This is a genomic window from Sulfitobacter brevis (assembly GCF_900112755.1).
Classification (GTDB): domain Bacteria; phylum Pseudomonadota; class Alphaproteobacteria; order Rhodobacterales; family Rhodobacteraceae; genus Sulfitobacter; species Sulfitobacter brevis.
The window spans coordinates 442,366-464,881 of record NZ_FOMW01000001.1 but is presented as its reverse complement, the minus strand read 5'-3'; the positions used below and the strand labels follow the sequence as shown (position 1 = coordinate 464,881).

Genomic DNA, 22,516 nt, shown 5'->3' with positions numbered 1-22,516 from the left:
GCGTTTCCCAGTTTCAACCGGTGAAATAGGTTGCGACATTATAGGCCAATCCGTTTGGCCCCGCCTGTATCGAGGCAAGGACCACAATCGCGGTTCCCAAAATCACTGCGGTCAGGACAAACCAGTCGGTGCCGATGGTGCCTTGATTGGCGCGCAGCCAATGATAAATCTTAAGCAATGACATTACAGGCTCCTTCCTCAGCCGCAGCGTTTCATTGGTATTATGGTGCTTCGAGATTGTGGCGCCGATTTGTCGCCGTAATGCCACTTCGGTGGCATTGTGCAATTTGTTAACCCTGCGCTTATAGGCTTGGCGGCCCTGCGGCTTCGGCCTAACGTAGCGTTTATGATTGATAAAACCACTCCTGGCCGCCCTGTTGGGCCGCTCGTTCAAAACTGGCAGGTGCCATCCGTACCGTCAGGCGAAACCTTGCAAGGGCGCTACGCCTGTCTGGAGCCGTTGTCCGCGGATGCCCATGCGGCGTTGCTGTATCGCCAGTATGCCGGTGAGGACACGGTTTGGGATTATCTGCCCTACGGTCCGTTTTCGTCGGCATCACAATATCATCGCTGGGTGCGCGACAATGCCGGACAGGCCGATCCGTTCTTCTACGCGGTGCGTAACCTTGAGGCCGACCAGTGGGAAGGGGTGGCGAGCTTTCTTCGGACCCAGCCTGCAGCGGGCAGTATCGAGGTCGGGCATATCAACTTAAGCCCCGCGCTGCAGCGGACCCGTGCCGCGACCGAGGCAATGTTTCTGATGATGAAATGGGCTTTTGAAGCGGGATACCGGCGCTATGAGTGGAAATGCGACGCGCTGAATATGCCATCGCGCCGCGCCGCCCAAAGACTGGGGTTCAGCTATGAGGGGGTGTTCCGCCAAGCCACTGTGGTAAAAGGGCGCAATCGCGATACGGCATGGTTTGCCGCGATTGACAGCGAATGGCCTGCGTTGAAAGAAGCCTATGAGGCATGGCTGCGCCCCGAGAACTTTGACGAGCAAGGCAAGCAACGCGAGAACCTTGGCGATATGACACGACTGGTGCGCGTGGCTTCAGACCCGGCTTTGTAGCGATCCGGTGCCAAGCTGCGCCACAAATCACACGCCCGCTTAGGCGCGCGCATTCACAGAATAGACCAATCGGCCCGTCAGATCGCGATCTTCTGTGACAGCCTGCTTTGGATCAACCCTGCAATCATTGCCGCCTCCGAAGCTGCTGACATTCCTGCGGCGCGTTTCTGCGCCAACGCCGAGGCGGCAGCCTCCAGCGCACTATCCTCCGCCGAGCGGGCCAACCCGCCTAGAAATTGCGCCACGTAATCCAGCGCCCGTTCGTTTGGCTGGTCCTCCAGCACATCTGCAATATGCGAGATATCGTCCTGATAGGCGATGCGGTCTGGCGTAATCTGCTCGTCACCGATCACGCGTGGCCCTGCTGGCTGTCGCTCGGGCGGTAGGGCAGCGAGAATACATTCCTGAAAGGTCGACAGGGTGGTGACCGGCTTGGCAAGAAAGCCGTCGGCGCCTGCGCTGAGGGCCTCTTGCTCCAGATGGGTATCGCCAGACATCGCCAACAAGGCTTCCACACGGGGTTGGGAGGTAGAGAGTTCGGCAATGAGATCGGCGCCGTTGCCGTCAGGTAGGCCAAGATCGATAATCGCCACCGAGGGGCGGTAGACCTGCAGGTGCCGACGTGCAGAATGCAGGCAGTCGGCGCGGCGTATTCTGGCACCAGATCGCAGACACAAAAGGCGGATCGCCTCACAGGCAAACCGGCTATCCTCCACGACCAGCACGGTCAGCCCCAGCAGGGGTCGTGCGCTCGTCGGAGTTGGTATGTTCGCTGTCAGTGGGTCTGTGCCGTTCATCCTAGCCTCCCGCAGTTTGATGACGACCCATGATTACGCCAGCTTGGCTAATAGTGTGTTAATGGCAAAGCTTGCTCTTGGCGCTGTGCACGCCCATAAGTCAGCCAAATTTACGTTTTCGGAGAACCATCATGATCGGACGACTGAACCACGTAGCTATCGCTGTGCCCGACCTTGAGGCTGCCGCTGCGCAGTACCGCGACGGGCTGGGCGCAAAGGTGGGTGCCCCGCAGGACGAACCGGATCACGGCGTGACTGTCATCTTTATCGAGCTGCCAAACACCAAGATCGAACTGCTCTACCCTTTGGGCGAAAACAGCCCTATCCAAGGATTTCTGGACAAGAAACCCGCAGGCGGCATTCACCACATATGCTATGAGGTCGAGGATATCATCGCGGCCCGCGACCATCTGAAATCAACCGGCGCGCGGGTGCTTGGCACCGGAGAGCCCAAAATTGGTGCCCATGGCAAGCCTGTCATCTTCTTGCATCCCAAAGACTTCAACGGCGCGCTCGTTGAGCTTGAGCAGGTCTGAAGATGGGCATTGTATCGGGGCTGGTTCTCTTCGCCGTCATCTGGTTCATGGCGTTTTTCGTGGCGCTGCCAATCCGCGTGCAGACCCAAGGCGACCTGAAAGACATCGTGCCGGGCACCCACGCGGGCGCGCCCGAGCATCATCATCTGAAGAAAAAAGCGCTGTGGACAACCCTTGCAGCCGTGCTGATCTGGGGTGCAGTTGCGTTCATCATCACGTCAGGCTGGATCAGCGTTGACGATCTAGAAGGCTGGCTGCACCGCGCGCCTGTGGCAATAGATGGAACAGGTGGGTAAAGGTCGCTGCGCCCAAGATCGGCACCAAAAGGTTCAACAGCGGGACCGATAGCGGCATCGCCATCAGTACGCCTGCGACCCAAATTGTGCCGCTGTAACGGCGGCGCAATGCCTTGGCGCCCTCACGCCCCAAACGACGCATGGCTGCCATCATGAAATACTCCCGCCCGAGCAAGAATCCGTTTAGCGCCCAGAAGATAAACAGCGCGGCAGGCGCGAAGAGGATATAGAGCAGGATCGCCAACAGATTGGCCCCGACCAGCACACCCAGAAAGTTCACCGTATCGCGCAGCGCGTCGCCAAAGGGCACGGAAGCAGCGGGCGGTAGATCGGGATAGTGCTGCGCTTCTACGGCCCCCGCCACATCATCGAGAAACATCGATGTGATCGCCGAGGTAACCGGGACCATCAGAAAGATTGACAAGAAGCCCAGCAGAAACACTGCGCCCCATGACAGCAGATCATTGATCCAGCGGACCTCCCCCAAAACAGGCAGCCAAGCCTCCTCCGGGGTGATCCATTCGACCAGCCAAGCAAATCCGGCGGTGGCGGCAATCAGCAGGGCCAAAGACAGCCCCACCCCGATAAAAAATACACGACGAAAGGCGGGGTCGGCGAGCTGGCCAACCGCCGCAAAGAACGACCGGAAGATCAGTGAGACTGCCATGTGGTGATGCTTTCAATATCGGGGCGCGGACGCTCGGGCGGGGCGGCGGTTTCGGTGCCAATGTGGATGATACCGGCAATGCGCTCGTGATCGGCCAAGCCCAGCCCCTCGGCCATAAAGCCACGGTCATGGGCGGGCCAGCCACTTAGCCAGTTGGCGCCCCACCCGGCGGCCTGTGCGGCATTAAGCAGGCCAATACAAACCGCGCCCGCAGAATAGGTCTGCTCCAGCGCCGGAATCTTCTCAGAGGGTTTTTGCACCTCAACCACCACCACAGCAAGCTGTCCTTGATCAAACTGGCTGCGGCCTTTCTCGACCTGCTCTGGGTCGAGCGCGAGCCCTTCGCCGCGCGCTTGCACGGTTTTGGAAAGCCGCGTCAGCGCCTCTTTCTCCAGCACGATAAACCGCCACGGCTCCAGCTTGCCATGATCGGGCGTGCGGGCCGCTGCGATGAGCAGGGGCATCAGCGCTTCGCGGCTGGGCACCGGCAGGCCAAGGGTCTTGGCAGGGCGCGACCGGCGGGTTTGCAGGAATTCGAGGGCGGCGGGATTTGGTATGGGCATAAGGGGGCCTCAGATGTTGAGTTGTTCGGCCATTGCGTCGATCGACTGGCGCAGGAAGGCATCAAAGGCTGGCGTCGGCTGGCGATTGTGGTGGGCGGGGGCCAGAGGGTCGGGCGCCTCGGTTTGGCTGCCCGCAAGGGCGGCGATGGTGGCATGGCCGCAGAACGGCACGTAGGCTTCGGAATAGCCGCCTTCGTGGACCAGCACCAGCTTGCCGTCACACAGACGCTCGGCGGTCTCCTTGATACGCTGTGTCATCTCGCCAAAGGTTGCGGCGGTGGCCTGCATCCGTGCCAGCGGATCAATAATCGCCGCGTCAAAGCCGCAGGCGACGATGATCATATCGGGCTTATAGGCCTCCAGTGCGGGGATCACCACGCGGTCCATCGCGTGCAGATAGGCGGTATGCCCCGAACCAGCATGCATGGGCAGGTTGATGTTATAGCCTTCGCCCGCGCCCTTGCCGCGATTTGCCACTGCACCCGTCTCCAGCGGATAGTTGCCTTCTTGGTGCAGAGAGATCGTCAGTACATCGTCGCGGTCATAGAAAATTGCTTCGGTGCCATTGCCGTGATGCACATCCCAATCCAGCACTGCGACGCGCTTGGCCAGCCCCTTGGCCTTGGCGGCTTCAACCGCAATGGCGATGTTGGCCAGCAGGCAGAATCCGTTAGGATAATCCGGCAGGCAGTGGTGGCCAGGCGGACGGCTGAGCGCATAGGCGTTGTCGAGGGTGCCCGTCGCCACTGCATCCACCGCTGCAACGGCCAGACCGGCAGAGAGGGAGGCGATCTCGAACCCGCCTTTGGCGAAGGGGGTGCGCAGCCCTAGCTCGCCGCCACCTGCGTCAGAGAGGCGTTTGAATTCGTCGATATAGCTCTCGGGATGGACGCGCAGCAGTGCCTCGCGGCTGGCCAGATCAGCGCTGCGCAAGTCAAGCTCGTGGATCAGGCCGGTGACTTCCATCAGGTTTTTAAGGCGGCGTTTGGTTTCAGGGTTTTCGGGGATACCGCCCGCGGCAAGCGGCTGCACCAGACCACCGATCGGCATGGTGAAGGTATAGTTGCCACCTGCGTGCCAGAAACACCGCTCGTCCCAGAAAAATCCCGTTGCCATTGCCAATACCTCATCCTTCATTTGCTCAGAAACTGACCCAGCGCTGGGCGATTGTCCATGCCCCGTTCCAGCGCAAATCGGATGCGATATGCGGGGTTAGATCACTGCGGCCAGCAGGGCAGGGATATCGAGCGGCGCGTTGCCCATTTTTAGGGAGCCATCCGCCTCGCGGGGCCATTCCTCGGGCGTGCGGTCGCGGTAAATTTCAATGCCGTTGCTGTCAGGGTCGCGCAGATAAACCGCTTCGCTCACCCCATGATCTGCAGCACCGTCTAGCGGGATGCCCGCATCAACCACCCGGCGCAGTGCTGCCGCAAGGCTGGCGCGATCAGGATAGAGGAATGCAGCGTGATAGAGGCCGGTGTGGCCGTCGGGCGGCGGGGTAGAGCCTGCTGACTCCCATGTGTTCAGCCCGATATGGTGGTGATACCCGCCAGCACCCAGAAAGGCAGCGCGGTTGCCAAAGCGCTGGGTAATCACGAAACCGAGGATATCGCGGTAAAAGGTGATCGCGCGGTCAAGATCCGCCACTTTGAGGTGGACGTGTCCGACGCTGGGGTGTGAGGCGGCCATCTGATGTCTCCTGGGTATCGTTATGACACCAAGATGCGCCCAGTTCACCGATCTGGAAAGGGGCGGGGTCGCAGACCTGCTGTGCATGCCTGCAGAACACACAGAGGTGCGCCAGACACCGCACTTTGGCGATGTCCGACGGTTTGGTAACGGAGGGATCGTTAGCCGACCATCCCGACGATCTCATAAGTCTTTTTAAGGATTGGTGCGGTAATCTCGCGTGCCTGTCCGGCGCCATGCGCCAAAATCCGGTCAATTTCCGCGGGATCATCCATCAGCCGCGCCATTTCGGTTGAAATCGGTGCGAGCTTGGCAACGGCAAGGTCTGCCAGCAAGGGTTTGAACGCGCCAAACTGCTGACCGCCAACCTCGCGCAGTACCTCCTCGACGGACTGGTCGTTCAGCCCTGCATAGATGTTCACCAGATTGCGCGCCTCGGGGCGGTTGTTGAGACCTTCGACCTCGGAGGGCAGGGCATCAGGGTCGGTCTTGGCCTTGCGGAACTTTTTGGCGATGATATCGGCGTTATCGGTCAAATTAATGCGGCTGGCATCCGAAGGATCGGACTTAGACATCTTTTTAGAGCCGTCACGCAGAGACATCACCCGCGTTGCCGCCCCTTCAATCACCGGCTCGGTGATCGGGAAGAAATCAACGCCGTAGTCGTGGTTAAACTTGGCGGCAATGTCGCGGGTCAGTTCAAGATGCTGCTTTTGATCTTCGCCCACGGGCACATGGGTTGCATGGTAGATCAGAATGTCGGCGGCCATCAGTGCCGGATAGGCAAACAGCCCCAGGGAGGCGGCCTCGGCATTCTTGCCTGACTTGTCCTTCCACTGGGTCATCCGACCCATCCAGCCCATCCGCGCCACGCAGTTAAAGACCCACGCAAGCTGCGCGTGTTCGGGCACTTGGCTTTGATTGATCAGAATGGATTTCTGGGGATCGATCCCTGAGGCAATAAAACCGGCACAAAGCTCGCGGGTGCTGCGTTTAAGGTCTTCTGGCTTTTGCGGCATGGTGATCGCATGAAGATCAACCATGCAGTAAATCGACTGCACACCCTTGTCCTGCGCATCGGCGAACCGCTTGAGCGCGCCCAGATAATTGCCCAGATGCAGGTCTCCTGACGGCTGGATGCCGGAGAAAACGCGCGGGGTAAACTGGCTGTCGCTCATGGAATGCTCCGATAGGTCTGGATATAGCGGTGCGCAGGGCTTACCCATGCCTCCAACCCCCGTCAAGGAGCGCCCATGCACGAGCCTGAATTCCAGCCCCCCGTAAATCCGCTGCCACCCGCAGTAATCTTGCTGTTTCTGGCGATTGCCGGCGTCGAGGCGGGGCTGTCGCTGGCCGAGGCAGGGCTGATCGGTGGCCCGGGAGCGATTGGCTGGCGGCTGGCCCTGATCCGCGACTATGGCTTTTCCGGCCAGATTTTCGATCTAATGGTGCAGCACGGCAAATGGCCGTTGCAGGAGCTTTTGCGCCTGATCACCTATCCGTTTATTCACCTCGGCTTTACCCACGGCATCTTTGCCATGGTTTTGCTCCTGGCACTGGGCAAAATGGTCGCCGAAGCGATGGGGCAAGTGGCGTTTCTGGTGATCTTCTTTATCTCGGGGATCGGCGGCGCGGTGATCTATGCGCTGTTGTTGAATGATCCGGTCTGGCTCGCCGGAGCCTACCCGCCGGTTTACGGGCTGATCGGTGGTTACTCCTTTGTGATGTGGCGCCAGTTGGCCGGACGCGGGGCGGAGCAATACCGCGCCTTTACCCTCATCGCCTTGCTGATGGGGCTGCAACTGTTCTGGGGGATCTTTTTTGAAGTCGGCACGCTTTGGGTCGCCGAACTGGCCGGATTCATCTGCGGCTTCGGGTTGAGCTTTTTGTTTGCACCGGGCGAATGGGCGCGGCTGCGCGAGCGGTTGCAGCGACGCTAAGCATGGTGAGGCGGGCGGGGGGATCACCCCCGCCGCAAAGCGCCCTTGAACTCGGACAAACGGAATGCGCCGATCAACTGGCCAAAGCCGAAGTAGCTGACCATGCCAATCAGGATCAGCCCAACCAGCGCCAGCCCGCGCCACCACGGCAGGCCCAGAAACGGTTGTAGCATCGCGTTACCGACCCAGAGTGAAAAGCCCATGAAAGCCGAGGCGAGCAGGATGCGCCAAATCCGGCTATGGAACCGCGCGTCGAATTTGGCTGCAGACCCGTAGCGCTGTGCGCCCATCGCCAGACAGCCAAACATTGCCCAGCCGGCCAGCGTGGTGGCAATTGCGGGGGCGATCCAGCCCAGTACCGGCGCTAAACCAATCGCAACCCCCGCATTCACCACCATCGCGACAACGGCAAAATAGAACGGCCGCTTGGTGTCTTCGCGCGCGAAATAAAGCGGTTGCAGGATTTTTTGCAGCACGAAGGCAGGCAGCCCCAACCCGTAAATCGCCACGGCCATCGCAATCGCCGCCGCATCATCGACCGTTGCCGCACCGCGTTGGAACAGGACCGAGGCCAGCGTGAACGGCACCACAACCAGCGCCACAGCAGACGGAACGGTCAGCGCCATCGAAATCTCGGTCGCGCGGCTGATCGCACTTTGCGCCCCTTCATCGTCACGGGCCTTGAGCCTGCGCGACAGGTCGGGGAGCAAAACCACGCCCACCGCGATGCCCACCACCCCAAGCGGCAATTGATAGAGCCGGTCAGCATAGTTCAGCCAGGCCACCGCCCCGTCAAAAAAGCTGGCGACCTGACGCCCGACAAGCAGGTTGATCTGCACCACGCCACCGGCGAGCGCCGCAGGGGCGGCGATGATCGCAAGACGTTTAAGCTCGGGCGTCATGCGCGGGCGGCGGCGAAAATGCAGGTGAAAGCCCGCCCGTTTGGCTGCCCACCAAACCAGCGCAAGCTGTGCCAGACCGGCCAGCGGCACCGACATTGCCAGCGTATCCCCGACCCGCAGGCCCAGTGCCTGATCAATGCCAACGCCAAGCGCGTCAGACGCAGGTCGCCCCAAGGCCGCCCCCAGCAGCACAGCGGCAATAAAAACCACATTCAAAACTACAGGAGCGGCAGCGGCCGCGACAAAGCGGCCCATCGCGTTCAGCACGCCTGAGACCAGTGCGGCGAGCGAAATGAACAGAATATAGGGAAACGCCAAACGGCCATATTCCACAGCCAGATCAAACCGTTCATCGCCAACGAAGCCTGAGGCCATCAAAAAAACCAAACCCGGCATCGCGATAATGCCGATGATGGTGAACAGCGTCAGGATTGCAGTCATCCCGATGAAAGCATCTTGTGCAAATTCCTCCGGCGCTTCGCCACTTTCAAGCTTTTTGGCGAACATCGGCACGAAGGCCATGTTGAACGCGCCCTCTGCAAAGAACCGGCGGAACATATTGGGCAGCGAGAAAGCCACCAGAAACGCCTCCGCGACCGGCCCCGAACCAAGATAGCCCGCAATCATCACATCGCGGCCAAAGCCCATTACGCGGCTGAGCAGCGTCCAGATGCCAACGGTGAAAAAGCCCGACATGAGGCGGATGGGTTTCATAGGTGAGGTCCTTGACTGCGGATGCGTCGGCGTAGCGGGCGGCGCGGTGCTGCGCAATCGGCTATTTACACCGTCGGCGCAAACCGACCCTCGGGGTTAACAATAGCGTTCGATGGTGAGCATCTGCGTGTCGGAATAGCGGTCGCCGTGGGCAAAGCCTACGGGCAAGAGTTTTTCGATCTGCGCCAGTTCCGCGGCGCTCAGCGTGATGGAGTCGGCGTCTGCCCAATCGCGCAGATGCGCCGCTGTGCGTGTGCCCGGGATCGGGATTAGATGCGCGCCTTGGTTCATCACCCACGCCATCGCAAGTTCGGCAACCGACTGGCCGCGGGCCTGTGCGAAGGCTTTGAAACTGTCGATCACGGCTTGGTTGCGCGGATAATGCTCAGCCGAGAAACGCGGCATTGGCAGGCGGAAATCATTTTCGGCCATCTGGCTCACATCAGGATAGCTTTCGCCCAGTACGCCCCGCGCCAGGGGTGAAAACGGCACGAAAGCCACGCCGAGCTCCTCGCATGTCTGCAACATCCCAAGTTCCGGCTGGCGCGTCCACAGCGAGTATTCACTTTGAACAGCGGTGCAGGGGTGCTGGGCATGGGCGCGGCGCAGGGTGGCGGGGGAAACCTCGGACAGCCCGTAGCCGCCGACTTTACCCTCGGTTATCAAGTCAGCCAGCGTGCCGATCACATCCTCGAGCGGCACCAGCGGGTCACGGCGGTGCAGGTAATAAAGCGCTACATGGTCCACTCCAAGCCGTTTGAGCGAGCCTTCCAGTTCCGCGCGCAGATGCGTGTCGGTGTTGTTAACGCGCCGCGCCGGATCACGGACAATGCCGCCTTTGGTGGCGATGGTAACATCCGTCTTGCGGGCAGCCAGCCAGCGACCCAGAACCGTCTCCGACCGGCCCATACCGTATACATTTGCGGTGTCGAAAAATGTGATCCCTGCATCCAGCGCGGCATCAAGGCACGCATGCGAGGTCGCCTCATCGGTCTCGCCGAACGCGCCGGCAAAGCTCATACAGCCCAGTCCGATTGCTGACACGACTGGCCCGTTGGCGCCCAATTTGCGTTGTTTCATATCCTGTAAATCCCTGCCTGCTGTGCCTGCACCTCTGAGGGCGGGGCTATTTCTCCGCCCGCTCGACCCCTTCGGCGATGGCCTCGCGCAGACGCTTTTCCAGCGTGCGCTGTTTGCTTTCGGAGTAGTATTTCAGACCGAACATATCCTTGACATAGAAGGTATCAACCACCTGTTCGCCATAAGTCGCAATCACCGCGTTGGCGATATAGACGTTCGACCCCGCCAGTGTGCGCGCCAGATCATAGAGCAGGCCGGGGCGGTCGCGGGTATCGACCTCGATGATGGTGTAGATTTCCGAGCCTTCGTTGTCGAAGGTAATATGCGTCGGCACCCTGAAAGCCTTCTCGCGCTTTTTCACCTTATCGCGGGTCTTAAGCTCGTCGCGGGCCACGACTTCGCCGCGCAGGGTTTTGGCGATCATCTGGCGCAAGCGGGGCAGGCGGGAGGCTTCGTAGGCATTACCTTCGGCATCCTGAATCCAGAAAGCATCGGTCACAAAGCCGTCCTTGGTTGTATAGCTGCGGGCGTCGACGACATTGGCCCCGACCAGCGCCAACGCCCCAGCAAGGCGCGAGAATATGCCAGGGTGGTCGGCCATCACAAAACAGGCACGGGTGGCGTCGCGGTCTTCGTCTGGGTGTAGGTCAATACGCACGTCATCATTGCCGATATCGCGCAGCAACTCGGCAAAGGCGACCTGTGCAGTCACATGAAGCCCTTGCCAATAGGGCTCGTAGTGGCGGGCGGTTTCGGCCTGCAGCGCCTTGCGCGGCCAGTCTGCCAGAGCGAGCCGGAGGTCCTTTTTCGCCGCCGCACCGCGATTCTCGCGGTTTAGATCCTCTAGCCCTGTTTCCAGCGCCTTGCGGGTCTGGCGATAAAGCGCACGGATCAGCGTTGCTTTCCAGTTGTTCCATGTATTGGGACCCACGCCACGAATGTCACAGACGGTCAGTACGCAGAGCAGATCGAGCCGTTTGACGGTCTGCACCGCTTTTGCAAAATCCCGCACGGTGCGCGGGTCGGCTATGTCACGTTTCTGCGCCATATCGGACATCAGCAGGTGATAGCGCACCAGCCATTCCACAGTGTCAATCTCGTCGCGCTTCATGCCCAGACGCGGGCCCATCTTGCGGACCATCTTGGCCCCGATGATCGAGTGATCTTCGGGCCGCCCCTTGCCGATGTCATGCAGTAGAAGCGCGGCATAAAGCACCTTACGGTTTACCCCGCGCTTGAGGATCGAAGAGGCTACGGGAAGTGATTCTTCCAGCTCGCCCTTTTCAATGCGGGCGAGGTTGGCGATGCACTGGATGATATGCTCGTCGACCGTATAGCTGTGATACATATTGAACTGCATCATCGCGACGATCGGCTCGAATTCGGGGATGAAAGCGCCCAGCACTCCCAGCTCGTTCATCCGCCGCAATGCCCGCTCGGGGTTGCCGTGTTTGAGCAGCAGATCGAAAAAGATGTTTTGTGCTTCGGTGTCGCGGCGCATGCCTTCATCGATGAGCTTCAGGTTGGCTTTGATCAGCCGCATCGCTTCGGGGTGAATCAACATACCCGTGCGCAGGGCTTCCTCGAAAATTCGCAGCAGGTTGAGCTTGTCTGAGAGAAACGCAACATTATCGGCAATGGCAATGCGGTTGTGCACGACTACATAGCCGGTGCCGATCCGTGGGCGGCGGCGAAAAATCCTTTCCAGCAAAGGTTCGGCTTTGACGTGGATCGCCTCAAGACTGCTGAGAAAAATGCGGGTCAGATCACCGACCGCTGTGGCATGGCGGAAGTACGTCTGCATGAAAACTTCAACGCCGCGCCGCCCGCCGGTATCTTGATAGCCCATCGCCGTCGCGACCGAAGCCTGCATATCAAACGTAAGCTGTTCGGTCGCGCGGCCACTGAGTAAATGCAAATGTCCGCGCACCGCCCAAAGGAACTCCTCGGCGGCCTTGAACGTGTCGAACTCCTCAGGGCGGAAAACCTGCTTTTCGACCAGTTCGACAATCCGGTCGACGCGGTAAATGAACTTGGCAATCCAGAACAACGAGTGCAGGTCGCGCAATCCGCCTTTGCCTTCCTTTACGTTCGGTTCCACGACATATCGCTCGCCTTGCTTGAGGTGACGCGCGTCGCGTTCTTCCAGCTTGGCTTCGATAAAGGTGCGCCCTGTGCCTGAGAAGATTTCCTTCTCGAGCGTCTGTTGTAGCTCCTCCGCCAAGGCGGTGTCGCCTGCGACATGGCGATGCTCCAGCAGAGCGGTCTGGATGGTGAAATCCTCACTGCCCAGACGCACACATTCGCGGATCGTGCGGGTCGCGTGGCCGACCTTCAGCTTCAGGTCCCACAGGATATAGAGCATCGATTCAATGACGCTCTCGGACCATGCGGTGGCTTTGTAGGGGATCAGGAACAGCAGATCGACGTCGGAGAATGGCGCCATTTCGCCGCGCCCATACCCACCAACGCCAATGACGCTAAGCCGCTCGCCTTCGGTCGGGTTCGGTTTGGGGTGCAGCAGTTGCGCCGCGACCATCAGCGATTCCCGCACGAGGTGGTCGGTCAGGTAGGTATAGGCCCGCGTCATCGCCCGCGCATCAAAGGGGGCGGCGGCGAACCCGCGCGCAATCTCGGCGCGTCCGTTCTTTTGGGCTTGGGACAGGATGTCTACCGCGGCGGCGCGCAATTCGCTGTTCTGCAGATCGGCGCAGGCGATGATGATGGCCTCGCGCACGGCGTCGGCATCAAAAATAAGCTCGGGGGCACAGACCAAACGCGAAGGGAACTCCTCCGCGTTTGGCTGGGTTTTCAGTTTTAAAGGGGCCAATTCAGAAACCGGCGCCTCCGAAGGAAGCAGGAGCCGCATCAATCACGACAACGCGACGGTCGCGGATGGTGGCAATGGCAAGACCGCGTTCATTGGTGCCGTCACGGCGCATCCGGAAGATGCCGCTGGCGCCCCGGAAGCCCGCACCTTGGGTGATAGATGCCCCGGTTAGCGCAGAAGCCTTGCCGGTTTTCACCAAAGCACCGATAGCGGCGATCCCGTCGAAGGCCAGACCGGCCAAAGGATGTGGCGAACTGCCATAGGCAGTGCTGTAGCGCTGGTTGAATACGCCGGAGGCTGAGGTGTCCGGCAGGGCAAACCACCCACCCTGAAGCCCCGCCAAGCTTAGTGTTTCTGGTGGTAGATCCCAACGGGTCAAGCCGATGAACTGAGTGCTGGCCGTCTGGATGCCTGCTTGGGGAAGGAGTTCAGCAAACAACGGCAGGGCGCTGGAGGACGGAGTGGTCAGGAACAGCGCATTGCCGCCGCCGCTTTCAATCGCCGCCTTGACCCGCGGCACAGCAGCCGTGACCGACTCCTGGCTCAGCGCGTAATCAACTGTGCCTGCAAGTGTGGCGCGGTTGGCGGTGATCGCAGACTGGATGGCGTTGCGGCCCAATTGACCAGCGATATCCTGCCCATGCAGGATGACGATACGGTCTTTTCCGGTGCGCTTGGCATAGCCGACGAGCCGGTTCGCGGTGTTCTCGAAGGTAGGCCCGAGCACGAAAACGTTGCCGCCAGCGATGGTCGGGTTGTTGGAAAAGGACATCACGTTGACGCCTTGAGCCGCCACGGCGACACCCGCCGCATTCGCCTCTTCGCCGTAAACCGGACCAAGAATAATCTTCGCGCCTTCACTCACCGCTTTGGACGCCATGCTCGCAGCAGTAGCGGGGTTGCCAGCCGTGGCATAAACCCGCAGATCAATCTCGACGCCATTGAGGTCCCGCATCGCCAAACGTGCTGCGTTTTCAAGGTTCTCCGCGAGCAGGTTATCATTCGCCGAGCCGCCGCGCGGGATCAGTAGAGCGACCGGAACCGGCACCGATGTATCGATTTTCGGCCCGCCGGAGCCCGCGATGCCACCCAAGGCAATAGGTTCACATGCCGCAAGAATTAGCGCAAACAAGGGCAATAGAAAAAGCCGCAACTTGCTGCGGCCAGCATCGAAAAAGGCAATCATCGTGAATTCACTCCCCTGGGTGTTTCCAGCGGCAAGGCGCTGTTCTTTTGTATGCTGCAATCATAGTGTGTGCGAAAGGCGGGTCCAGCATTGAATCATCAAAAGTCTAACCTCGCGCCAGGGCTGTATCTTGTGGGCGTGCCGATCGGCACCGCGCGCGATATCACCCTCAGGGCGCTCGATGTGCTGGCGTCTGCCGATGTGCTGGCCGCCGAGGACACCCGCAGCCTGCGCCGGTTGATGGAAATCCACGGCGTGCCGCTGGACGGGCGGCGGATCACGGCGCTGCATGATCACAGCGGTGATGGCGCGCAGGCAAAGCTTGTCGCACAGATTGCGCAGGGAAAATCGGTGGCCTATGCCTCGGAGGCTGGGATGCCGCTGATCGCGGACCCCGGTTTCGAGCTTGCCCGCCTGGCCGGGCGCGAAGGCCATTTGGTCACCTGTGCGCCGGGCCCTTCCGCTGTGCTGACTGCGTTGGCGTTAGGCGGATTGCCGACAGACGCGTTCTTTTTCGCGGGATTTTTGCCGAATGCCAAAACGGCCCGTCGCACTGCGATGGAAAAACTGACGGAAGTTCCCGGTACTTTGGTGTTTTACGAATCGCCCAAGCGCCTCGGCGCAATGTTGCGCGATGCGGCTGAGGTTTTCGGTGCGGACAGGCAAGCGGCAATGTGCCGCGAACTTACCAAGAAATTTGAGGAGGTTCGCCGCGACGATCTTGCCACGCTGGCTGCGCGCTATGCCGAGATTACGCCCAAAGGCGAAGTTGTTGTTCTGATTGACCGGGGGCGTTCAGCTCCGGTTAAGGAAGATGATATAACGTCAGCTTTGCAAAACGCATTGCAGGATCTCTCGATGCGCGATGCAGTCGATCTAGTGGCGCGCGCGCATGATTTGCCGCGGCGCAAAGTTTATCAGGCGGCGCTGACATTGGGAAAGGACGCAGAATGACCGTGAGACAGGCAGCTTCGGACCAAAAGCGCCATCGCGGTGAGATGGCGTATCAAGCGGGCCTCTCTGCCGAGCACCGCGTTGCACAGGATTATGAGCGCCGCGGCTTTGCGATCGCGCGGCGTAGGTGGCGGGGCCGGCAGGGCGAGATTGACCTGATTCTGCGAGACGGTGCCGGGTTGATATTTGTTGAGGTCAAGCAAAGCCGGAGTTTTGCCAGAGCCGCAGAAAGCCTGACGGTCCGGCAGATGCGCCGTATCTATGCTGCTGCTGAAGAATATCTTGGTGGCGAACCCGCGGGGTCTTTGACCGATGTACGCTTTGATGTGGCGATTGTGGACGGGGCGGGCCAGACCCAGATCATCGAAAATGCTTTCGGACACTGCTGAACCATTGCACCTGAGTGCCCGCTGCGCCATCTAGTGGGCAAGCAGCAGGGAGTGTGCCATGAAAATCGCCTTTCAGATGGACCCGATCGGGGACGTTAACATCAACGCGGATAGCAGCTTCCGGCTTGCCGAAGAAGCGCAGGCGCGGGGCCACACACTTTTCTTCTACACCCCGGATCATCTTGCCTACCAAGAGGGCGTGATCACGGCGCGCGGTCACGATTTTACTGTTCAGCGGGTGCAGGGCGATCATGCCCAGCTCGGGCCGGAGCGGGAAGTGAATCTGGCCGATTTTGATGTTGTCTGGCTGCGGCAGGATCCGCCCTTTGACATGAATTACATCACTTCGACACATCTGCTGGATCGGTTGAAGACGACGACTTTGGTGGTCAACGACCCGTTCTGGGTGCGTAATTTCCCTGAAAAGCTGCTTGTCCTCGATTTCCCTGAGCTGACGCCGCCGACAACAATCGCCCGCGATCTTGCGACGATCAAAGCGTTCAAAGCCAAGCATGGCGACGTTATCCTCAAACCGCTTTATGGTAACGGCGGGGCTGGCGTCTTTCGTCTGGATGCCAACGATCGCAACTTGTCATCTCTGCATGAGCTTTTCACCAGCTTTAGCCGCGAACCTTTGATCGTACAGAAATTCTTGCCAGCTGTTTCCAAGGGCGACAAACGGGTGATCCTGGTGGACGGCGAGGCTGTTGGCGCGATCAACCGCGTCCCGGCCGAGGGTGAGACACGCTCGAACATGCATGTAGGGGGGCGGCCGGAGAAGGTCGGACTAACGTCGCGCGATCAGGAGATTTGTGCTGCAATCGGGCCGCTGCTTAAGGAGCGCGGGCAGGTGTTTGTCGGAATTGATGTGATCGGTGATTATCTGACCGAGATCAACGTGACGTCGCCGACCGGCATTCAGGAGCTTGAACGTTTCGATGGCGTAAACATCGCTGAGAGAATCTGGTTAAGTATTGAAGCCAAACTTAACTGATGCTCTTGCTTGGATAATTGGAACTTCCGAGCTGTACAGGGCAGGTGGACCGTCCCCGTGCTGACTGCGTGAAAATGGCATACTCGTAGAGCTCGAAGAGAATGCGCAGTTTCATAAATTTGCGCGGATCGCTGACGACTGAATTGCTTCCTATTAGATTTTATAAAAGCGGGCGAAACGCTTTAGCCGTTGTCGCGCTTGGAATAGTCCCTGTGGGTGCAGCACTTAACTGATCGGCCGAACAGAGCTAATCTGCCGCATATCAACCTTCCGCGATCTTGAAGCGCGGGTTGGAAAGTTGGGCCTCTCGACAACGCGGCGCTTTCCCCTGCCAGTTGACGTCGAAGGCCGACTGCGCACCCAAAATGTGAACTCACGTCGCGGCACTAACGCGCGCTCGTAAGCCCGCTCCGGACCCGCAAAGGGATTTCTGAAGGCGTACGGACGCTGACTAAGATTCACTTTACTGGGAGATAACCTGCGAAAGCCATCCGGTCGTTGCCGCATCTGTAAAGGAGTAATTTACTCCGCAAATCTCGAAAGCATATGCCCCCTACCTATGGGGCGAGAGGAAACTGTAATCAATTTTTAAGATATCTACCCAATGGTTGCTTGGTGTGACTGATGATTGGAAGTGATGAATATGTGGGGAGCAAGTTGCAAGGCGGCTAGGGGGATGTTGGGTCGTGCTGCGCGCAAAAGTCTAGGCCCACAGTCAGTTGGCACGCAATTTTCGGGCTTTCTAAGGGCGTTCTGCCTGCTTGTATCATTCGTTGTTTTTACGATCTTGGGAAGCACAGGGAATGCCCAACAGTTGATACTCAATCCCGTGGGCAATCCGACTGTCACAGGCGCTGGCATCGGGAAAAGGGCGCTATGGACCAATGCTGGCACTGTGTCAGGGGCATCCGTTGATATTGTCGCCGTCATGACTTCAACAGCGTTGAACCACACCTTCGCCACAGGCAATAACCAGATCCAGATTACATCGGTAAACCAAGATCCGCATTTTGTGGATTTCCACATTTACCAGGCGGGCACCTATAACCTCGGCACCAACAGCGGGGGCGTGCCGGTCATCGCGGATGTACATATCCAGATTAACGATATCGACGGTCCCGCGAACGAACAGGTTTATGTGGAGATCTGTGACGGTACGGTAGAGTACGTCCGGATTGATAAATCAGCCACAACCTACCGCGGATACATCGAGGGACCTGATGCCAATTTGGGCACCGAAGTCTTCTATCTCGCGGGTGATCAGCAATATTTTAATGAACCGGTTTCCGGATTGGAAATTTCCTATCCGCAAACCTCGACTTTCAGCTTTGGTCGTACCGCGAATTCCGGTTTTTTAGTCCGGGTGGCGAACCCGACTTACAATCCTTGCCAGACATATGACCTGCGATGTGCCGACTTCAAGGCGCCCGTCTTACAGAATGACGTCAAAGAGCAGGTGCTGGGCGAACCGGTTGTGCTGAATATTCTATTCAATGACAGCGTCGCGACCGAGAACAATAATCCGCCCGCCAATAACAGCCTGCAGCCCAGCGAGTACGCGAAACAGGCGATTGACCTCATTCCACCAAGCGGGGCTTTCAACCTTGTATTTGATGCGGAAGGGCATCGAATAGGTTTTGATGTGCTCGGGGAAGGAACATGGTCCTACGAAGACTTAACGGGCGAATTGACGTTTACACCGTTCGCGGCTTTCTTTGCAGGACCGACTGCGATCAACTACCGGTTTGAAACGCCAGTAAAGCTACCGGGCGAGCCGATCGCATACTCAGCTCCCGCCCAAGTCTCTATCGATGTGGGGTCGGTCGGGCTACTGAAGCTTGCGACGCTCGTCGATACGAATTTAAATGGATATGCCGATGCGGGCGAAACAATTGCATATGTTTTCACTGCTGAAAACTTTGGCAACGTTGATCTGACGAACGTCCAACTCGCTGAAACTCAGTTCAGCGGCGCTGGCATCCCGCCGGTCATCACCTTTCAGGCGGCTAGCGCGCTGTCACCTGAAGGAACGCTTCTGGTAGGCGAACGCGCTTTCTATACAGCAACATATACGTTGGTGCCCGCGGATTTGGATACCACGATCAGTAACCAGGCCGAGGTAACCGCAGAAACCCCGGGGGGCACGACGGTTTCAGACTTGTCAGATTCCGAAAACCCTGGAGATGGCGACGGGGTAGCGTCCAATGGCCCTGGCGATGGTCGGGATGACCCCACGACAATTTACGCAGGCTCGGGCCCTGATCGAGGTGACGCACCGGTCACCTACGGCGACCCCCAGCATGCGAACACCGCGAGTTATTGGATCGGTCCGCTCAACGGGGATGGTGACGGATCTACTCAGCATAGTGTGGATGCTAGCGGAGATGACTTGGATGGTAAGGATGACGAGAGCGACGAAACGTTCCCACAGCTTTACGGCGATTTGACGCGAACGGTAACAGTTGAGGTGCACGAACCCAACCCGGGCAGCGGGCGTCTGCAGGCATTTATCGATTTCGGTGGAGACGGAACATTTCTTTCGCTTGGCGATCAGGTCGCGACGGATATTCAGGACGGTGGCGCGCAAGATCTCGATGGGGTGGCCAACGGTCAGATTTCTTTTGCAGTTTCGGTCCCGATTACGGCAGTACTCACCCCGACGTTTGCGCGGCTGAGATGGTCTTCGATTGCCGCCGCCAACGCGATCTCTACTGTGGCTGATGGAGAGGTCGAAGACTATTCGATCACCATTAAGACACCCCCCGATGCTGACCGGGGGGATGCACCGGCAAGTTACGGCGATCCCCAACATATTATCGAGGGGCTGGGCGCACCTGAAATCTATCTTGGGACCGTTCCGCCTGACATCGATATTCTGGCACAAAACAGCGCGACCGCAACGGGCGACGATCTTGACGGTGGCGACGATGAAGACGGTGTCGTCATGCCAACGCTCTACCGAGGCGGCTTTTCTCAGATAACCGTTTCTGTGAATGACTTGGGCACTTTGCCAGAAAAAAACGCGTACTTGCAGGCGTTCATCGATTTCAACGGAGACGGAACTTTCAATCAAGCCGGCGAACAGGTGGCGCTGAACCTGCAAGACGGGGATCCACTGGATAAAGACGGCACCACGGACCGATCAATTACATTCGAGGTCGCGGTTCCTGCCGGAGCGACCACAGCACCTACATTCGCGCGGTTCCGCTGGTCGACTGACAATACAGGCTTGAACACAGTATTTGACGGGGAAGTCGAAGATTATGCGCTGACCATTTCCAGCGATCCCCCCCCCGTTCATTTGCGATGCAAGCTTTTATCGCTATGACGACTCGGAGACGCTGCAGCGCCTCACGATGACCTCGACCGGCTCAACCTACGATATTACCTTCCAAGAAATCGGTAGCGCCCCGCGGGACCTAAATGCCAACTGGGGCTACAATGAACTGGATGGCTATCTCTACACCGTCCGCCCGGGTCGTACGGACCTTTACCGGGTAGATGGATCCGGTAACTTCGTCGATTTTGCGAACCTCCCCAACACTGCGTTCGATGGATCAACCGCTGGCGATATTTTCCCGAACGGCACAATGGTTTATGTCGGCGATGCAAACTCTTGGCAGTTAATTGGTCTGGCCACGCCGACCGCGCCGATCGATCTAGGAACGCTTGAGCTGAACCAGAGTGTCAACGTTCAGGATATTGCATACAATCCTGCTGACGGTTTCCTTTATGGAATAAACCGGAATACAGGGCGCGCGTTTCGGGTGGACGGAAACGGCGGCACGTTTGGCAACGTCACGGTCATCGAGTTCGGGCCGGCGATCTATGCAGGTGTTTTTGCCTCTGTGTGGTTTGATGAGGATGGGCGTTTTTACGGCTACAGCAATACGACCAATAATTTCTTCCTTATCGACACCACAACGGGCAACGCGGTCCCGATTGCAAACGGTGCGGTGGACGAAGGGGGCGACAGTGACGGGGCGTCGTGCCGTGGCCCCGCGCCGATATCTTTCGGGTCGATCTCAGGGAGTGTTTATGACGATTTGAATGGGTCGGATGTCCGTGAAGCCGGAGAAACGGCACTGGGCGCAGGTATTCGGATCGACCTTTACTACGACAACGGCACCCCGTCGAACTATACGGATGATGTGTTTGCTCAAACTACAGATACGTTGTCCGACGGGACATATACTTTTTCCGATCTGGTGATCAATCAGTCCTACCGGATCCAGCTTGACGAGGCCGACCCTGATCTTGGTCCTGGCAACCTTATCGGAACATCTAACCCAATTCTCGGTGTTTCAGTGGCAGCGGGTGCAATTACGGCAGATCAGGATTTCGGCTTTGATCCTTCAGGGTCAGATCTCTCCTTGTCAAAGTATGCAGCCGCGACCGGAACGACGACACCAATAACCGCAGTAGTTGAAGGTGATACAATCGACTGGGTCGTCACGATCACCAACTCGGGGTCAGGATCGCCATCAGGCGTCAAGGTTATTGACCTAATCCCGAGCGGTTTTGCCTATGTGTCTGATGATGCGCCCGCAACTGGCGACTCATATGACCCTAGCACCGGTCTTTGGTTTGTGGATGAAATCCTGAGCGGGACATCGGAAACCCTAACGATCACCACCACTGTTCTAGGAAGCGGTGATTTCACCAACTACGCAGAGATCATCTATAGCTCTCTACCTGATCCGGACAGTGACCCGGACACTGGTCGGCTGACTGACGATTTGTCTGATCAGATCGGAGATGATGATGAAGCCTCTTATGCAGTCGCCCTCCAGACAGGCAGCCGTTTGCTGTCCGGCCGATTGTTTGTCGACAATGGCCGAGGCGGAGGCACTGCCCATGACGGCGAGATAAACGGAGCAGAGGCTGGTTCAAAATCCGCACAGTTGCAAATTCTGGATAGCGGCGGGGCTGAGATAGGCGCGCCCCAGGTCGCGGCTGATGGGTCGTGGAGCTTTGCACTCAGCGGGTCGTATAGTGGCCCCCTGACCGTCCGGGCCACCCCGCTCAGCAGCCATATCACCATCTCCGAAGCGACAGCAGGGTTAGATGCGTTGGTGAATGCCGATCCCCATGACGGTGAATTTACGTTTACGCCAGAACCCTTCGGGCACAAGTCAGGCCTCAACATCGGTTTGCTGGAGACGCCTTTACTTACATGGAACCGGCAGGCAACCGTGGGGCGGGGTCAAGTGGCTGAATTGCAGCACATCTACACCGCGACATCACAAAGCAACGTCTCATTTACCTTTCAGAATGTAGATTCTGCGCCTGCTAACGCCTTTAATGCCAGCCTGTTTCTCGACAGTGACTGTGATGGTCATTCCGATATAACAATCACAAGTCCCATTGGCGTGGTGCCAGAGCAGCAGCTTTGCATCATTTCCAGAGTGACCGCAGCGTCAGGGGCAGGGCAGGGAAGCAGTTATGTCTATCAACTTGTTGCCGCGACAGCATTTAACGGCACGACTAAGGTACACACAACGCTTAATACGGATCAGGTCTCGGTCACATCGGGGACCGGCAATGTTGAGTTGTCTAAAACAGTCGAAAACCAGACTATCGGTTCACCAGAAGGCACGTCGAATCTTGGCCGAGCGGGGGATATACTGACCTACCGGATTTATCTGTTAAATACCTCGCCTCAGCCCATTTCCAACGTGAAAGTATATGACCGCACACCTCCCTATACTAGTCTGTCAGCGCCGATCGCCGATCCTGTCACCGTATCGCCGAACCTGACCTGTACGGTGGCGAAGCCCGTCGCGAACGTGACTGGTTATGAGGGAGACCTGGAGTGGACGTGCTCGGGATCGTTCCTGCCAGGTGAAACTGGCGCCGTGGAGTTCAGTGTCGCGATCAGCCCGTGACCAGAGAGCCAGCGCCCCG

At 58.5% G+C, this 22,516-nt stretch carries 20 protein-coding genes; 9 read left to right on the top strand and 11 right to left on the bottom strand.

Going from position 1 to position 22,516, the window contains the following annotated elements; all coding sequences use genetic code 11:
* Positions 1-13: 13 nt before the first annotated feature.
* Positions 14-184 (bottom strand): hypothetical protein, encoded by a 171-nt coding sequence (locus BM174_RS21000; protein WP_177209390.1) that lies wholly within the window; start codon positions 182-184, stop codon positions 14-16.
* Positions 185-346: 162 nt separating this feature from the next.
* Between BM174_RS21000 and BM174_RS02360 the strand changes: the two genes are divergently transcribed.
* The gene (locus tag BM174_RS02360) at positions 347-1,072 is read left to right on the top strand and encodes a GNAT family N-acetyltransferase (protein WP_093922203.1); all 726 of its coding nucleotides are present in this window, start codon (positions 347-349) and stop codon (positions 1,070-1,072) included.
* Between the two features lie 77 nt (positions 1,073-1,149).
* Here BM174_RS02360 and BM174_RS02355 read toward each other — a convergent pair whose 3' ends face one another.
* A complete protein-coding gene (locus BM174_RS02355; RefSeq protein ID WP_093922202.1) occupies positions 1,150-1,869 on the bottom strand; it encodes a response regulator in 720 nt (239 codons plus the stop codon).
* 131 nt (positions 1,870-2,000) lie between these two features.
* Between BM174_RS02355 and mce the strand changes: the two genes are divergently transcribed.
* Both mce and BM174_RS02345 read left to right on the top strand, forming a co-directional pair.
* Positions 2,001-2,405, top strand: coding sequence for a methylmalonyl-CoA epimerase (mce, locus tag BM174_RS02350; RefSeq protein WP_093922201.1), 405 nt, complete (start codon positions 2,001-2,003; stop codon positions 2,403-2,405).
* A 2-nt stretch (positions 2,406-2,407) separates the two neighbouring features.
* Complete coding sequence (locus tag BM174_RS02345) at positions 2,408-2,701, top strand: DUF1467 family protein (protein ID WP_093922200.1); 294 nt, start codon at positions 2,408-2,410, stop codon at positions 2,699-2,701.
* Here BM174_RS02345 and BM174_RS02340 read toward each other — a convergent pair.
* The 5 genes from BM174_RS02340 to trpS form a co-directional block, all read right to left on the bottom strand.
* A complete protein-coding gene (locus tag BM174_RS02340; protein WP_093922199.1) occupies positions 2,634-3,368 on the bottom strand; it encodes an EI24 domain-containing protein in 735 nt (244 codons plus the stop codon). The genes BM174_RS02345 and BM174_RS02340 overlap by 68 nt on opposite strands.
* A complete protein-coding gene (locus BM174_RS02335) occupies positions 3,353-3,931 on the bottom strand; it encodes a nitroreductase family protein (protein WP_093922198.1) in 579 nt (192 codons plus the stop codon). Before BM174_RS02335 ends, BM174_RS02340 begins: the two co-directional genes overlap by 16 nt.
* A 9-nt stretch (positions 3,932-3,940) precedes the next feature.
* On the bottom strand, positions 3,941-5,047 hold the full coding sequence (locus BM174_RS02330; protein WP_093922197.1) for a class II histone deacetylase: 1,107 nt from the start codon (positions 5,045-5,047) through the stop codon (positions 3,941-3,943).
* Positions 5,048-5,143: 96 nt separating this feature from the next.
* Positions 5,144-5,620, bottom strand: coding sequence for a VOC family protein (locus BM174_RS02325; RefSeq protein ID WP_093922196.1), 477 nt, complete (start codon positions 5,618-5,620; stop codon positions 5,144-5,146).
* A gap of 161 nt (positions 5,621-5,781) precedes the next feature.
* Entirely contained in the window at positions 5,782-6,798 is a 1,017-nt protein-coding gene (gene trpS / locus BM174_RS02320; RefSeq protein ID WP_093922195.1) for a tryptophan--tRNA ligase, read from the bottom strand.
* 75 nt (positions 6,799-6,873) lie between these two features.
* Between trpS and BM174_RS02315 the strand changes: the two genes are divergently transcribed.
* The gene (locus BM174_RS02315; protein ID WP_093922194.1) at positions 6,874-7,560 is read left to right on the top strand and encodes a rhomboid family intramembrane serine protease; all 687 of its coding nucleotides are present in this window, start codon (positions 6,874-6,876) and stop codon (positions 7,558-7,560) included.
* A gap of 23 nt (positions 7,561-7,583) precedes the next feature.
* Here BM174_RS02315 and murJ read toward each other — a convergent pair whose 3' ends face one another.
* From murJ to BM174_RS02295, 4 genes are all read right to left on the bottom strand, one after another.
* Complete coding sequence (murJ, locus tag BM174_RS02310; RefSeq protein WP_093922193.1) at positions 7,584-9,176, bottom strand: murein biosynthesis integral membrane protein MurJ; 1,593 nt, start codon at positions 9,174-9,176, stop codon at positions 7,584-7,586.
* Positions 9,177-9,272: 96 nt separating this feature from the next.
* The gene (locus BM174_RS02305; RefSeq protein WP_093922192.1) at positions 9,273-10,256 is read right to left on the bottom strand and encodes an aldo/keto reductase; all 984 of its coding nucleotides are present in this window, start codon (positions 10,254-10,256) and stop codon (positions 9,273-9,275) included.
* A gap of 46 nt (positions 10,257-10,302) precedes the next feature.
* On the bottom strand, positions 10,303-13,125 hold the full coding sequence (locus BM174_RS02300) for a [protein-PII] uridylyltransferase (protein WP_093922191.1): 2,823 nt from the start codon (positions 13,123-13,125) through the stop codon (positions 10,303-10,305).
* Positions 13,088-14,272: a penicillin-binding protein activator gene (locus tag BM174_RS02295; protein WP_093922190.1), complete on the bottom strand. Its 1,185-nt coding sequence runs from the start codon at positions 14,270-14,272 to the stop codon at positions 13,088-13,090. Before BM174_RS02295 ends, BM174_RS02300 begins: the two co-directional genes overlap by 38 nt.
* Before the next feature lie 90 nt (positions 14,273-14,362).
* Between BM174_RS02295 and rsmI the strand changes: the two genes are divergently transcribed.
* The 5 genes from rsmI to BM174_RS02270 all read left to right on the top strand — a co-directional run bounded on the left by rsmI (position 14,363) and on the right by BM174_RS02270 (position 22,497).
* On the top strand, positions 14,363-15,226 hold the full coding sequence (gene rsmI / locus BM174_RS02290; RefSeq protein ID WP_093922189.1) for a 16S rRNA (cytidine(1402)-2'-O)-methyltransferase: 864 nt from the start codon (positions 14,363-14,365) through the stop codon (positions 15,224-15,226).
* Positions 15,223-15,615, top strand: a complete 393-nt coding sequence (locus tag BM174_RS02285) for a YraN family protein (protein WP_093922188.1) — start codon at positions 15,223-15,225, stop codon at positions 15,613-15,615. The genes rsmI and BM174_RS02285 overlap by 4 nt, the downstream gene beginning before the upstream one ends.
* A gap of 58 nt (positions 15,616-15,673) precedes the next feature.
* Complete coding sequence (gene gshB / locus BM174_RS02280) at positions 15,674-16,609, top strand: glutathione synthase (protein WP_093922187.1); 936 nt, start codon at positions 15,674-15,676, stop codon at positions 16,607-16,609.
* Positions 16,610-17,285: 676 nt separating this feature from the next.
* On the top strand, positions 17,286-19,937 hold the full coding sequence (locus BM174_RS02275) for a GEVED domain-containing protein (RefSeq protein WP_177209389.1): 2,652 nt from the start codon (positions 17,286-17,288) through the stop codon (positions 19,935-19,937).
* Positions 19,894-22,497, top strand: a complete 2,604-nt coding sequence (locus BM174_RS02270; RefSeq protein ID WP_425442310.1) for a DUF6923 family protein — start codon at positions 19,894-19,896, stop codon at positions 22,495-22,497. The genes BM174_RS02275 and BM174_RS02270 overlap by 44 nt, the downstream gene beginning before the upstream one ends.
* Positions 22,498-22,516: the final 19 nt, after the last annotated feature.